This window comes from Desulfosalsimonas sp. (genome assembly GCF_046483245.1).
GTDB lineage: Bacteria > Desulfobacterota > Desulfobacteria > Desulfobacterales > Desulfosalsimonadaceae > Desulfosalsimonas.
Genome location: NZ_JAWODO010000162.1, coordinates 1 through 13,979, shown reverse-complemented (window position 1 = coordinate 13,979; position 13,979 = coordinate 1). Strand labels below are relative to the sequence as shown.

General features: G+C 55.1%; 12 protein-coding genes. All 12 read right to left on the bottom strand.

The window, feature by feature from the left end:
- The coding region (locus R6U41_RS13930) for a GTP-binding protein (protein WP_410270450.1) at positions 1-189 on the bottom strand (189 nt) is incomplete at its 3' end.
- 127 nt (positions 190-316) lie between these two features.
- Entirely contained in the window at positions 317-787 is a 471-nt protein-coding gene (gene rpsG / locus R6U41_RS13925; protein ID WP_410270449.1) for a 30S ribosomal protein S7, read from the bottom strand.
- A 48-nt stretch (positions 788-835) separates the two neighbouring features.
- A complete protein-coding gene (gene rpsL / locus R6U41_RS13920) occupies positions 836-1,207 on the bottom strand; it encodes a 30S ribosomal protein S12 (RefSeq protein WP_410270448.1) in 372 nt (123 codons plus the stop codon).
- A gap of 159 nt (positions 1,208-1,366) precedes the next feature.
- Positions 1,367-5,785, bottom strand: a complete 4,419-nt coding sequence (gene rpoC / locus R6U41_RS13915) for a DNA-directed RNA polymerase subunit beta' (RefSeq protein ID WP_410270447.1) — start codon at positions 5,783-5,785, stop codon at positions 1,367-1,369.
- A 27-nt stretch (positions 5,786-5,812) separates the two neighbouring features.
- Positions 5,813-9,913 carry a DNA-directed RNA polymerase subunit beta gene (gene rpoB / locus R6U41_RS13910; RefSeq protein ID WP_410270446.1) on the bottom strand — a complete coding sequence of 1,367 codons (4,101 nt, stop codon included), beginning with the start codon at positions 9,911-9,913 and terminating at the stop codon, positions 5,813-5,815.
- Between the two features lie 159 nt (positions 9,914-10,072).
- The gene (rplL, locus tag R6U41_RS13905; protein ID WP_410270451.1) at positions 10,073-10,450 is read right to left on the bottom strand and encodes a 50S ribosomal protein L7/L12; all 378 of its coding nucleotides are present in this window, start codon (positions 10,448-10,450) and stop codon (positions 10,073-10,075) included.
- A 103-nt stretch (positions 10,451-10,553) separates the two neighbouring features.
- Positions 10,554-11,078 carry a 50S ribosomal protein L10 gene (gene rplJ / locus R6U41_RS13900; protein WP_410270445.1) on the bottom strand — a complete coding sequence of 175 codons (525 nt, stop codon included), beginning with the start codon at positions 11,076-11,078 and terminating at the stop codon, positions 10,554-10,556.
- Positions 11,079-11,306: 228 nt separating this feature from the next.
- Positions 11,307-12,011 (bottom strand): 50S ribosomal protein L1, encoded by a 705-nt coding sequence (gene rplA, locus R6U41_RS13895; protein WP_410270444.1) that lies wholly within the window; start codon positions 12,009-12,011, stop codon positions 11,307-11,309.
- Between the two features lie 29 nt (positions 12,012-12,040).
- Positions 12,041-12,463 carry a 50S ribosomal protein L11 gene (gene rplK, locus R6U41_RS13890; protein ID WP_181551578.1) on the bottom strand — a complete coding sequence of 141 codons (423 nt, stop codon included), beginning with the start codon at positions 12,461-12,463 and terminating at the stop codon, positions 12,041-12,043.
- A gap of 19 nt (positions 12,464-12,482) precedes the next feature.
- On the bottom strand, positions 12,483-13,013 hold the full coding sequence (gene nusG / locus R6U41_RS13885) for a transcription termination/antitermination protein NusG (RefSeq protein WP_181551577.1): 531 nt from the start codon (positions 13,011-13,013) through the stop codon (positions 12,483-12,485).
- A 26-nt stretch (positions 13,014-13,039) separates the two neighbouring features.
- Positions 13,040-13,240: a preprotein translocase subunit SecE gene (gene secE / locus R6U41_RS13880; protein ID WP_410270443.1), complete on the bottom strand. Its 201-nt coding sequence runs from the start codon at positions 13,238-13,240 to the stop codon at positions 13,040-13,042.
- Between the two features lie 74 nt (positions 13,241-13,314).
- Positions 13,315-13,965, bottom strand: coding sequence for a hypothetical protein (locus R6U41_RS13875; protein WP_410270442.1), 651 nt, complete (start codon positions 13,963-13,965; stop codon positions 13,315-13,317).
- Positions 13,966-13,979: the final 14 nt, after the last annotated feature.

The window sequence follows — 13,979 nt, the reverse complement described above, 5'->3', positions numbered from 1 at the left end:
AATCGTGATCCCACGGGCCTTTTCCTCGGGCGCCTTGTCAATCTTGTCAAACGGAATAAACTCCGCCCAGCCCCGCAGTCCGCAATGCTTGGTGATCGCCGCGGTCAATGTCGTCTTGCCATGGTCAATATGACCGATCGTTCCCACGTTTACATGCGGCTTGGTCCGCTCAAACTTCTGCTTTGCCATTTTCCACCCTCTTGCTCAAACGGGTTTGCCATTGAAATAAATCTGAATCATCTGCAATCAGATAGTTTGCCCATCCAAAATGGAAAAACTGGATGGGCAAGGGATATCAAAACCAAAATACCTTCGGCTACCACCGGTAATGGGCAAAGGCCTTGTTGGCCTCGGCCATGCGGTGTGTATCCTCACGCTTCTTAACCGAAGCACCGCGCTGCTGGGCGGCATCCATAAACTCACCGGCCAGTTTCCTGGCCATGCCTTTTTCCGGCCGCTTTTCCGCATAAGTGAGAATCCACCGGATGGCCAGAGCGGTCTGGCGCATCGACCGGACCTCTGTGGGCACCTGGTATGTGGACCCCCCAACCCGCCGGGACTTGACTTCCAGCTGGGGCTTTACATTGCCCAGTGCCTGCTCGAAAACCTTTAAGGCCGGTTCATTCATCCGCTTTTCAATAATATCAAAAGCTTCATATATCAACGACTGGGCCGTGCTCTTTTTCCCGTCTCTCATTACGGAATTGACAAACCGGGATACGAGCGGACTTTTGTACTTGTAATCCGGAATAATTTTTCTTTCAGGGATTTCTCTTCTTCTCGGCATTGCCTACACCATTTTTTTTCAGATACAAGTTGCACCCCGAATATCATGTTATTTGGGGCGTTTGGCTCCGTACTTGGACCGACCCTGCTTCCGGTCAGCCACTCCAAGCGTATCCAGGGTACCGCGAACAATGTGATACCGAACACCGGGAAGGTCCTTGACCCGGCCCCCACGCACGAGAACCACCGAGTGTTCCTGGAGATTATGTCCGATGCCGGGGATATACGCGGAAACCTCCACCCCTGTTGTCAGACGAACCCTTGCCACCTTTCGCAGGGCGGAATTGGGCTTTTTAGGCGTGGCCGTATAAACTCTGACACACACACCGCGCTTTTGCGGCGAAGCTTTAAGCGCAGGCGCACCCTTTTTCTTCTGAATCTGCTTGCGGCCCTTGCGAACCAGCTGATTAATCGTCGGCATGCTATCCCCTATCCATTACAAATCATTCATATATTCACAATGTTTATAGTGCTAAGCTAAAATAACAAATAATACCCTTAAATCATGGTGGTGTCAAGCTTTTTTCTTTTAGCTGCCGGCACCATTTCATCCGCCCCGGATACAAGCGGATACTGCTGCCTAGTATTCAGCGGCGATATCCGGCTGCCCGTATTCAGTCCGGCCCGTACCTGCGGGGATCAGCCGGCCCATGATCACGTTTTCCTTCAACCCGCGCAGGCCGTCATAGGCACCTGCGATGCTGGCATCTGTCAGCACCTTGGTGGTCTCCTGAAACGAGGCTGCGGAGATAAAGCTATCTGTGGACAGAGAGGCTTTTGTAATCCCCAGAATAAGCGGCTCGCCCACGGCCGGGGTGCCGCCCTGCTCCACCACCGCCTGGTTGGTTTCCTCAAACTCGATTCTATCCACCTGTTCCTCGGGAATAAAAGCGGTGTCGCCAACTGTCTGAATTTTGACCCGGCGCATCATCTGCCGCACGATCACCTCGATATGCTTGTCATTGATGCGAACCCCCTGGAGTCTGTAGACCTCCTGGACCCCGTTTAACAGGTAACGGGCCAGCTCGACTTCGCCCTTGATGCTCAGGATATCCTGCGGGTTGGGGCTGCCTGCGGTTAGCGGTTCTCCGGCCTTGACATAGTCGCCGTCATATACGCTGATGTGCCGTCCCCGCGGGATCAGGTATTCCTTTTTCTCGCCGGCGTCCACCGGAGTCACGGTCAGGCGCTGCTTTCCCTTTTTGGTGGCCTTGGCAATGGCCACAAAACCGTCGATCTCGGAGAGGACCGCGGCCTCCTTGGGCTTGCGCACCTCGAAAAGTTCGGCCACCCGCGGCAAACCACCGGTAATGTCCTTGGTCTTGGTGGTCTCCCTGGGAATCTTTCCGATAATGTCGCCAGCCCGCACATGGTCGTGCTCCTCCACCATCAAAATGGTATTGACCGGCAGCACGTACCGGGCCGGTCCGGAGCCCGGGATATTGGCGGTTTTGCCTTCCTTGTCCTTGATGGAAATTCTGGGCCGGGCGTCCATTCCCTTGGATTCCACCACAGTAAGACTCGATTTGCCGGTCACCGGGTCCACCCGTTCCTGCAAAGTCCGGCCGATCACCAAGTCCCCGAACTTGACCTTTCCTTCCACTGCGGTGATGATCGGAGTGGTGAACGGATCCCATGAAGCCAGCAACTGGCCGGCCTCCACCCGCTGGCCGTCTTCGACCAGGATGTCTGCACCGTAAATCACCGGGCACCGCTCCAGTTCCCGGCCGGAATCCGAAACAACGGAAAACTCACCACCTCTGCGGTTCATGACAATTTTGCGGTTTTCCGCATTCAAAGCCACATTAAGCTTGTTGTACTTGACAATCCCCTGCACCCGGGCCCTGATTTCAGCTTCCTCCACCCGCCGGCTGGCAGTACCGCCGATGTGGAAGGTTCTCATGGTCAGCTGGGTGCCGGGTTCGCCGATGGACTGGGCGGCAATGATGCCAACCGTCTGGCCGATTTCCACAAACCCCCCATGGGCAAGATCCCGGCCGTAACACATGGCACACACCCCGAACCGAGATCGGCAGGTGAGCACCGAGCGGATTTTCACGCTGGTGACCCCGGCCTGGCTGATGCGGGCAACTCCGGATTCATCGATTTCATCACCCCGGCGGATGAGCACCTCGTCGGTGAACGGATCCTGCACGTCTTCCAGGGCAATTCGGCCCAGCACCCGCTCTTCCAGGGGCTGGATCACTTCTCCGCCTTCGAGGAGGGCTTCGACCTCAATGCCCATTACCGTGCCGCAGTCATGCTCCATAACGGTGCAGTCCTGGGCCACATCTGCCAGACGGCGGGTCAAGTATCCGGAGTTGGCTGTTTTCAACGCCGTATCCGCAAGTCCTTTACGGGCGCCGTGGGTGGAAATAAAATACTGGAGCACGGAAAGCCCTTCCCGGAAATTGGCGGTAATGGGCGTTTCAATGATCTCGCCGGATGGTTTTGCCATCAGGCCCCGCATGCCAGCCAGCTGCCGCATCTGGTCTTTGCTGCCCCGGGCTCCGGAATCAGCCATCATAAAAATGGGGTTGACCGTCTCTCCACCGGTCTTATCGCTCATGTCGGCAAGTCGTTTATCATCGACCTGAGCTGCATCCTTCTGCAGATCGGTCATGATATAAGGCTTTTCCATTGCCTCCATCATCTTGTTAGCAATCTCGTCGGTGGCACGGGCCCAGATGTCAACAACCTTGTTGTATTTCTCCCCCTGGGTAATCAGACCCTCGGTGTACTGGTGGTTGATCTCTGCCACCTCTTTTTCCGCAGCCGCGTGAATGTCCCACTTGCTTTCCGGGATAATCATGGCGTCAATGGAAATCGACAGCCCGCCGGCCGTGGAATAGCTGTAACCGATGTTCTTGAGCCGGTCGGCCAGAATAACCGTGGCCTTGGGCCCCTTATGCCGATAGGTGTAATCCACCAGATCCTGCAGGGCTTTTTTATTTAACACTTTGTTGATGGTATCAAAAGGAATCTCAGAGCGTTTCTCAATAACCTGGAATACATGGTATTGATCGCCCACGTGAATAATCCCGCTGACATCGCCTTCATCCAGGGAAAACACCGACTCCACCTCAAAATCGGGCAGCTGGAAGATTTCCTGAAACTCGGGGGCGTCCAGAAGCCCGATATTTCCTTTATACGTCTTGTCAAACGCCTCGGAAAACGGCTTGACAAGATCGCGAAACGGGGTGCCATCCTCCACTGCCTCCACGACATCATCAGCCTTGTCCCTGTCTGTGACCATGATGTGACGAAGGATGTAGCTGTCGCCCTTGGGAATAATTTCCCACAGCAGCACGCGGCCCACCGTGGTTTCCACGCGCTGACCCTTGATGCGCACGAAGACCTTGGCATGAAGATCCACCACGCCAGCGTCATAGGCCACGCGCACCTCCTGGGTATCGGCAAACTTCATTCCGCTGCCGCGGGCGCCGGTCAGGCCCAGGGTCATGTAATAAATGCCAAGGACAATATCCTGGGTGGGCACGATGATGGGGCTGCCGTTTGCCGGCGACAAAATATTGTTGGATGCCAGCATCAGCACCCGTGCCTCGATCTGGGCTTCCATGGACAGCGGAATGTGCACGGCCATCTGGTCGCCGTCAAAGTCGGCGTTAAACGCGGTGCAGACCAGGGGATGGAGCTGGATGGCCTTTCCCTCTATGAGCACCGGCTCAAAAGCCTGGACGCCCAGGCGGTGAAGCGTCGGGGCGCGGTTGAGCATCACCGGGTATTCCTTGACCACCTCGTCCAGGGTATCCCAGACCTCGGGAGTCCGCTTTTCCACCCATTTCTTGGCGCTTTTGACAGTGGTGACAATGCCTTTTTGCTCCAGGCGATGGTAGATAAAGGGCTTGAACAGCTCCAGGGCCATTTCCTTGGGAATCCCGCACTGGTGCAGCCGCAGATCCGGGCCGATGGTAATCACGGACCGGCCGGAATAGTCCACGCGCTTGCCCAGCAGGTTCTGGCGGAACCGGCCCTGTTTGCCCTTTAAGGTTTCGCTCAGGGATTTTAAGGGGCGCTTATTGGTGCCGGTGACCACACGGCCCTGGCGGCCGTTGTCTATGAGCACGTCAACGGCTTCCTGGAGCATGCGCTTTTCATTGCGCACGATGATATCAGGCGCCCGGAGTTCCATTAAACGGCTCAGCCGGTTGTTGCGGTTGATCACCCGGCGGTACAGGTCATTTAAATCCGAGGAGGCAAACCGCCCGCCTTCCAGGGGAACCAGCGGCCGCAGATCCGGGGGCAGTACAGGAATGACGTCTAAAATCATCCAGATGGGGTCCAGACCGGACTTGCGAAACGCATCCACCACCTTGAGCCGCTTGGCCAGTTTCTTACGCTTGGCATCAGAGCCGGTCTCCATGATCTCGGTACGCAGTTCCTTGTACAAGGCCTCAATATCGATGCGCTCCAAGAGAATCTTGATTGCCTCGGCCCCGATGCCCGCCTCGAACTTGTTGCCGTAAAGCTGCCGCGCCTCCCGGTATTTTTCCTCAGAGAGCAGCTGCAGCTTGGAAAGGCCCGTGTCCTTGGGGTCGATCACGATAAAATTGTCAAAATACAGAACCTTCTCCAGGTTCTTTAAGGTCAGGTCCAGCAGGTTGCCGATTTTGCTCGGCAGACTGCGCAAAAACCAGATATGGGTTACGGGCGAAGCCAGGTCAATGTGGGCCATACGCTCACGCCGAACCTTTGACTGGATTACCTCCACGCCGCATTTCTCGCAAATGACCCCCCGGTGCTTCATGCGCTTGTACTTGCCGCAGTTGCACTCATAGTCCTTGATGGGGCCGAAAATCTTTGCGCAGAACAAACCATCCCGTTCCGGTTTAAACGTCCGGTAGTTGATGGTCTCGGGCTTCTTGATCTCGCCGTGCGACCAACTCCGGATCTGTTCCGAGGAGGCCAGAGCCACCCTGACCCCTTTGTACCGGTTGGGATTTTTCGGCTTGATGAAAAAATCGTAGATCGTTTCCAATGCGATCTCCTTGCATGAAAAATAAAATTATTCGCTGTCTTCTTCCACCAGCGTTATATCCAGGCCCAGACTCTGCAATTCCTTGGTCAGAACCCGGAAGGATTCGGGCAATCCGGGCTCAAAAACATTCTGGCCCTTGACGATTTTTTCGTACATGCGGGTTCTGCCGGCCATGTCATCAGACTTCACCGTCAGAAACTCCTGCAGGCAATGGGCCGCGCCATAGGCCTCAATGGCCCAGACCTCCATTTCCCCGAGCCGCTGGCCGCCGAACTGGGCCTTGCCCCCGAGGGGCTGCTGAGTGACCAGGGAATAGGGTCCGATGGAGCGGGCATGAAGCTTATCGGCAACCAGATGGTGCAGTTTAAGCATGTACATGGCACCGACAGTGACCTTCTCATCAAAGGGCAGCCCCGTGCGGCCGTCATAAAGGGTTGCCTGACCCGACGGGCTGACCCCGGCCTCAGAGAGCAGATCCTTGATCTCCTCTTCTCTGGCACCGTCAAACACGGGGGTGGCCATAAAGACCCCCTCAGAGGTGTTTTCAGCCAGGCGCTGAACATCGGAATCGGATATATCCTTGATCTGATCGGCTTGCGTCTTGCCGGAAAAGATTTTTTTGAATTTTTTGCGCAGCTCCTCGGTTTTACCTTCGGCCAGCAGCGCATTGACCTGGTCGCCAAGGCCCTTTGCCGCCCTTCCGAGATGAATTTCAAGGATCTGGCCCACGTTCATCCGAGACGGCACGCCCAGGGGATTTAAAACCATGTCCACGGTGCGGCCGTCGGCAAAATAGGGAAGGTCTTCTTCCGGCAAAATCCTGGAAACAACGCCCTTGTTGCCGTGCCGGCCGGCCATTTTGTCGCCCACGGCCAGGGTGCGCTTCATGGCCACGTAGATCTTGATCATCTTGATGACCCCGGGGGGCAGTTCATCGCCCTTTTCAATGGAGCTGACCTGGTGCTCAAAGGCGGATTTGGCCATTTCGGCCTGCTCACGATAGCGCGACAGAATTTCGGCCACCTTTTCCTCAGCCTTTTTGTCCTTTAAGGAAATCTGCCCGAACTTGGCCAGGGAAATATCGGCCAGCATCTTTTTTTCCATCCGGACATCTTTGGCAATCAGGACCTTCTGTCCATCGGTGAGGCTTTCTGAGCACTGTTTGCCGGCCAGAGCGGCAATGATCTCGTTTCTGGCCGTCTCCTCGATGATCTTTAGCTCATCATCGCGGTCCTTTTCCAGGGCGGCGATTTCCTCGTCCTCGATCGCCCGCGAGCGGTCGTCTTTTTCCACGCCGCGGCGGGAAAACACCTTGACATCCGTGACAATCCCGGAAATCCCGGGCGGCACCCGCAACGAAGTATCCTTTACATCCCCGGCCTTTTCCCCGAATATGGCCCGGAGCAATTTTTCCTCGGGAGAGAGCTGGGTTTCGCCCTTGGGCGTGACCTTGCCCACCAGGATATCGGCCGGGCCCACCTCGGCACCAAGTCGGATAATACCGCTTTCATCCAGGTCCTTGAGCGCTTCCTCCCCAACATTGGGAATATCGCGGGTGATTTCCTCGCGGCCCAGCTTGGTGTCCCTGGCCAGCACCTCGAATTCCTCGATGTGCACGGAGGTAAAAACTCCATCTTTGACCAATCGTTCGCTGACCAGAATAGAGTCTTCAAAATTGTACCCCCCCCAGGGCATAAACGCCACTGTCACGTTTTTGCCCAGGGCCAGTTCCCCGTTGTCCGTGGCCGGACCGTCAGCAATGATTTCACCGGCGTGAACCCTTTCGCCCTTCTTGACAATGGGCCTGTTGTTAAAACAGGTATTCTGGTTGGAACGCACGAACTTGCCCAAGTTGTATATGGTGACATCCTTCTGGGACGGATCATCTGAAGGATCATGCTGCAGGACAATTCTGGAGGCATCCACATCCACCACCGTCCCGTCGCGCCTGGCCACAACCGTAACTCCGGAATCCCGGGCCACAATGCCTTCCACACCGGTGCCCACCAGAGGAGCCTCGGTATTGAGAAGGGGCACGGCCTGGCGCATCATGTTCGAGCCCATCAACGCCCGGTTGGCATCATCGTTTTCCAGAAACGGGATCAGCGAGGCACTGATGCTCACCAGCTGATTGGGCGAGACGTCCATGAGTTCAATGCGGTCTTTTTCAACCATCATGAACTCGCCGTCCACCCGTGAAATCACCACCGGGTTCACATACCGGTTCTTGTCATCCACCGGTGCATTGGCCTGGGCAATGGGATGATCCTTTTCCTCAAAGGCCGAAAGCAGGCGGATCTGGTTGGAAACCGTGGCTTCCTCCACCACCCGGTACGGGGTTTCAATAAATCCATATTCATTGACCCGGGCATATGTACAAAGCGAAACAATGAGTCCGATATTGGGACCTTCCGGAGTTTCAATGGGGCAGATCCGGCCGTAATGGGACGGATGCACGTCGCGCACCTCAAAGCCGGCCCGGTCCCGGGTCAACCCGCCCGGCCCCAGGGCGCTTAAGCGCCGCTTGTGGGTTGTTTCCGAAAGCGGGTTGGTCTGATCCAGAAACTGCGAAAGCTGACTGGTGCCGAAAAACTCCTTGACCACGGCCGACACCGGCTTGGGATTGACAAGGTCATTGGGCATGAGCGCATCGACTTCCTGCATGCTCATGCGCTCCTTGATGGCCCGTTCCATGCGCACCAGCCCGATACGGTACTGGTTTTCCAGCAGCTCGCCCACCGCCCGCACCCGCCGGTTGCCCAGGTGATCGATGTCGTCCACAGTGCCCTGGGTGTCGCGCAGTTCCACCAGTATCCGGGCGGTTTGCAGGATATCCTCCCGGCGCAGCGTCCGCATGTCCAGCGGAGTGTCAATATTTAAACGATGATTGAGTTTGAGCCGGCCCACACTGGACAGATCGTAATAGGCAGTTTTGAAAAACAGATGATCCACAAAATCCTGGGCCACCTCTGCGGTCACCGGGTTGCCCGGCCGCAGACGCCTGTATATGTCAATTAATGCCTCTTCCTTGGTTTTGGCCTTGTCCAGCAGCAGGGTCTTTCGAATGGACTGGCCGGTAAAGGGGCCTTCCATGACCAATAGTTCAAACCACTCCACACCGGCTGCAGCCATCTGGTCCAGCAGATCCGGCTCAACAGGATCATTGGAGTGGGCAATGAGTTCACCGGTTTCCGGATGGAGCACGTCCGAGGCGATCACACGCTGCTGGAGTTCATCTGTGGTCATGGGCACATATTCCATGCCCGCGGCCTGAAGCTGCCGGATGGCGCGCTTGGTGATCATCCGCCCTTTTCTGACAAGGACTTCTCCGGTTTCCGGGTGAACAATGTCTTCCCCCGGACGTTCGCCCTTGAGAAATTCCGGGTTCAGCTTCCGGACAAATTTTTCATTCTTAATAAAGACTTTTTCGGTATGGTAAAAATAAGACAGGATATCGTCATCCGTGTAGCCCAGGGCCTTAAACAGCAGAGTGACCGGAAACTTGCGCCGCCGGTCGATGCGCACATAAACGATATCCTTGGGATCAATTTCCATGTCAATCCAGGAGCCGCGAACCGGAATGATCCGGGCGCTGTAAATGATCCGCCCGCTGGAATGGGTCTTGCCTTTGTCATGGTCAAAAAACACGCCCGAGGAGCGGTGCAGCTGGCTGACCACCGCGCGTTCCGTGCCGTTGATGATAAAAGTCCCGCGTTCGGTCATCAGGGGGATGGTGCCAAAATAAATCTCCTGCTCCTTGATATCCCGGATGTTGGAAACACCCGTGGTTTTGTCCAGGTCATAGACCACCAGGCGCACCCGGATCCGGACGGAGATTTCATGGGTCATACCCCGGTTGATGCATTCATTGACCGAGTGTTTGACCTCTCCGAAATGGTATGAAACAAATTCCAGAGAAGCCGTTCCGGTGAAATCCTTTATGGGAAACACCGAGTTAAACACAGCCTGCAGACCGCTGTCTTTCCGCTCTTCGGGAGAAACCCCCATCTGCAGAAATCGCTGGTAGGATTCGCGTTGAATCCCGATAAGATCCGGGATGTCCACAATGGACTGAATGCGACCGAAATTTTTCCGAAATCGTTTGTATTTCGGGGGATTTCCTGTCATTTCGTCTCCAGCATATATCGTATTAAAATCAATTTGCGAAAACCGGCAGCCGGGCAAGCCCCGGTGCCGATTTTCGCAATTTTGTCGTGATCACATGTCTGTGCTCTATGCATGCATTTGCGCCGGATTGCGTATAAAAGGCGCCTGAACAAAGGCAGGCTACTTGATTTCCACAGAGGCACCCACACCTTCGAGCTGTGCTTTGATCTTGTCGGCCTCTTCCTTGACCACACCTTCCTTGACCGGCTTGGGCGCTTCTTCAACCATGGCCTTGGCTTCCTTAAGGCCCAGACCGGTGATGGCACGCACTTCCTTGATAACCTGAATCTTTTTGTCGCCCACTGCGGACAAGACCACATCAAACTCGGTCTTTTCCTCTTCGACTGCGGCGCCTTCACCGCCTGCAGCCGGCGCGCCGGCCACTGCCACGGGTGCTGCGGCGGAAACGCCAAATTTTTCTTCCAGTTCCTTGATCAGTTCGGAAAGCTCCAGAACCGTCATGTTCGCGATAAAATCGATTACATCCTGTTTGGTGATGTCAGCCATTGGATATCTCCTTGGTATTCATTTACACGATCATTTGCGTAAGTTTTAAAAGTCATTGTTGCATTGTTGGCCCCGGAAAAACGGATCAGGGGGCCTAAGCGGCCTCTTTCTGATCATTTATGGCCTTGAGGGCATAGACCAGACGCTCGGGAAGATTGTTAAGGGCCCGAACCAGACCTGTGGGAACGGCATTCATGGTGCCCAGCACAGTTGCAAGCAGCACTTCGCGAGACGGCAATTCCGAAAGCCGCTTGATGCCATCGGCGTCGAGCACGCTGCCGTCCATAACCCCGGCTTTGATCTGCAGCTTGTCATTATCCTTGGCAAACTCGCAGAGAACCTTTGCCGGCGCCACCGGATCATCATAGCTCATGGCCACGGCGCTGGGGCCTTCAAACTGCTGCCGAAGCAATTCCACATCGGTTTGCTCTGCGGCCCGGATCAAAAGGGTGTTTTTCACCACTTTGAACTCAATGCCGGCCTGCCTGAGCTTGGAACGCAGATCGTTGATTTTTGTGACATTGAGCCCTTTATAATCCACAAGCACAAGGATTTTTTTCTGCTCGAATTTCTCATGAAGGGCTGAAACGAGCTCCTGCTTTTGCGAAAGCGTTAACACTGACTCCACCTCCTTTCTGAATCTGTAAAAACCACGGGCCTCCACAGCATCAGAAAGCCTGCCTCAGTAGGCCGGAAAATCATTTTTCCGATTATACACGCCTGACGGGGTGAACCTACGGTCTTTGACAGATTAATGATTAAATATCGCAATTCATATCGATATATATGGCAAGCGCGGCCCGGCCTGTGGCCGGGCTCGCGGATCCCAAACAATAACCGGCAATCCTTACTTGAGCAATTCCTTCACAAACACCGGGTCCACCTTAAAGCCGGGACCCATGGTTGTGGAAACGGCAATGGAGCGCAGATACGTTCCCTTGCTGGCCGCCGGCTTCAGGCGCAGCACCGTGTCCATGAACGCCCGGACGTTGTCGATCAGCTTTTCCGAGCCAAAGGAGACCTTGCCCATGGGCGCATGAACGATGCCGGTTTTATCCACCCGGAAATCCACCTTACCGGCCTTGAGTTCATTGACCGCCCGGCTCACATCAAAGGTGACCGTGCCGGTCTTGGCATTGGGCATCAGGCCTCTCGGACCGAGGATTTTTCCGATCTTTCCCACAGAGCCCATTACATCCGGCGTTGCAACGGCCTTGTCAAAGTCAAACCAGCCGCCCTTGATCTTTTCGATCAGGTCATCATTGCCCACATAGTCAGCCCCGGCTTCCTGGGCTTCCTTTTCCTTTTCACCCTTGGCAAAGACCAGGACCTTAACCTCTTTTCCAAGGCCATGGGGCAGGACTACGGATCCGCGAACCATCTGGTCGGCGTGTCGGGGATCGACTCCAAGCTTGGTGGCAATATCAACGGTTTCATCAAACCGGACATAGGAAGACTCAACCGCAGCAGCCACCGCAGCGGCAAAATCCATCCGTTCCTGGAGATCAAACCTGGACTTGATCTCCCTGTATTTTTTGCTCCGTTTACGCATTGTTTTTCCCTTAAGCTCCTTATTGACCTTTAGACCACTTCAAGCCCCATGCTCCTGGCCGTGCCCTCGATAATCCGGCAGGCATTTTCCATATCAGGGGCATTTAAATCCGGCATCTTGGTTTTGGCGATTTCTTCCACCTGGGCCTGGGTCACCTTGCCGACTTTTTCGGCCTTGGGGCTGCCCGAACCCCTTGCAATGCCGGCGGCTTTTTTCAACAACACAGCAGCCGGCGGGGTTTTGGTGATAAACGTAAAGGTTTTGTCCTGGTATATGGTGATCACTACCGGGGTGATCATGCCTTCGTCATTTGCCGTTCTGGCGTTAAACGCCTTGCAAAAATCCATGATATTGACCCCGTGCTGCCCCAGTGCGGGGCCGATGGGCGGTGAAGGGTTGGCCTTTCCCGCCGGCACCTGGAGCTTTACCTGGGCTACGACTTTTTTCGCCATGTCTTAAACATCTCCTGTTCTAATTTTTCGCCACCTGCACGAAATCGAGTTCTACCGGTGTGGAACGTCCGAAAATGCTGACCAGCACCTTGAGCTTGCCCTTTTCCGGGCTGACATCTTCCACGGTGCCGTTGAAATTGGTAAACGGCCCGTCAATGACGCGGACCTCGTCTCCGACTTCAAAATAAAACTTGGGCTGGGGCTTTTGCTGCCCGGCTTCCATCTTGTGAATAATCTGATCGGCCTCCTCATCGGAAATGGGTGCAGGCCGGTCCCGCCCCCCGAGAAATCCCGTGACCTTTGCCGTATTTTTTACCAGATGCCAGGTTTCTTCATCCAATTCCATCCGCACCATAATGTAACCCGGATAAAATTTCCGGCTGGAGGTTTTTCGCTTGCCCTTGACCAATTCCACCACCTGTTCGGTGGGCACCACAACTTCGCCGAATTTTTCCGGATGGGCACAGGTGGCAATGCGCTCCTCAAGGTTTTGCTTCACCTTGTTTTCAAAGCCGGAATATACATGGATGATATACCAGTTCAACGCCACGCCTTAACTCCCTTGTTAACTCAATTCTACAGGATCAAACGGACGAGGCTGGACAAACCCATGTCCACAACGCCCAAAAAAATGGCGATAATGAATACGAAAACCAATACAACAGCTGTAGTGCCGACGGTTTCCTTGCGCGTCGGCCAGGTTACGCGGCCCAGCTCCACCTTGACTTCCCGCAGAAACTGAATCCAGTTGCCAAAGTATCGATCCAGTAGCCGCAACACAGCACTCTGTCCTCCGGCCCTGCTCTGGGAGCCGGACCAGGCGGGCTTTGATTTTTCCGAGGCCCCGCTTGTCACTGCAGATCCTTTCCCAGAGCCGCCTGCTGCAACCGCCTGTTTGTCATCAGCGCTGCTGGAGACAGTTCTTCCTGTACGGTAAAGACAAAGTGGATGTCATGTGGAGATCTATTCATGTCAAAAAGGGTCTGTATGACCAGGGCGCAACCGATGCGGTCGTCCATGGACTTGGCCACAAGGCGTTTGTCCATATCTGTAAAGGAGCGCACAAAGCCGGCGATATCGCCCACATCTATGGGGCAATCCTCCGGGGAGGTGACGCCCACGTCGATAAAGAGTTCCTCCCATTTGGGACGTTTGGAGGAGCGAAGCCACTTTTCCCAGCCGATCACGCCAGCGGTCTGGTCGGCAAAATGCACGCGGTTGCCCACCAAAGTGACGGGAGACACGCCGCCAACGCGGCCAAAACGCGCAAAGCCGTCGTCATCGATGTGGGTTACGACGAGACCTATCTCGTCCATGTGGGCGGCGACCATGACCCGCTTGCCCTCTTCCGTTCCTTTTTTGTGGGCGATAAGGTTGCCTATGGTGTCGACGCGGATTTCATCAACATGGTCGCGAATCGTCTCCTCAATCAAGCCCCGGATTTGTTCCTCGTTCCCCGACGGGCCGTATGTTTCCACCAGTTTTTTGATAAGGTCTTTCATCCAAGTCCTCCCTC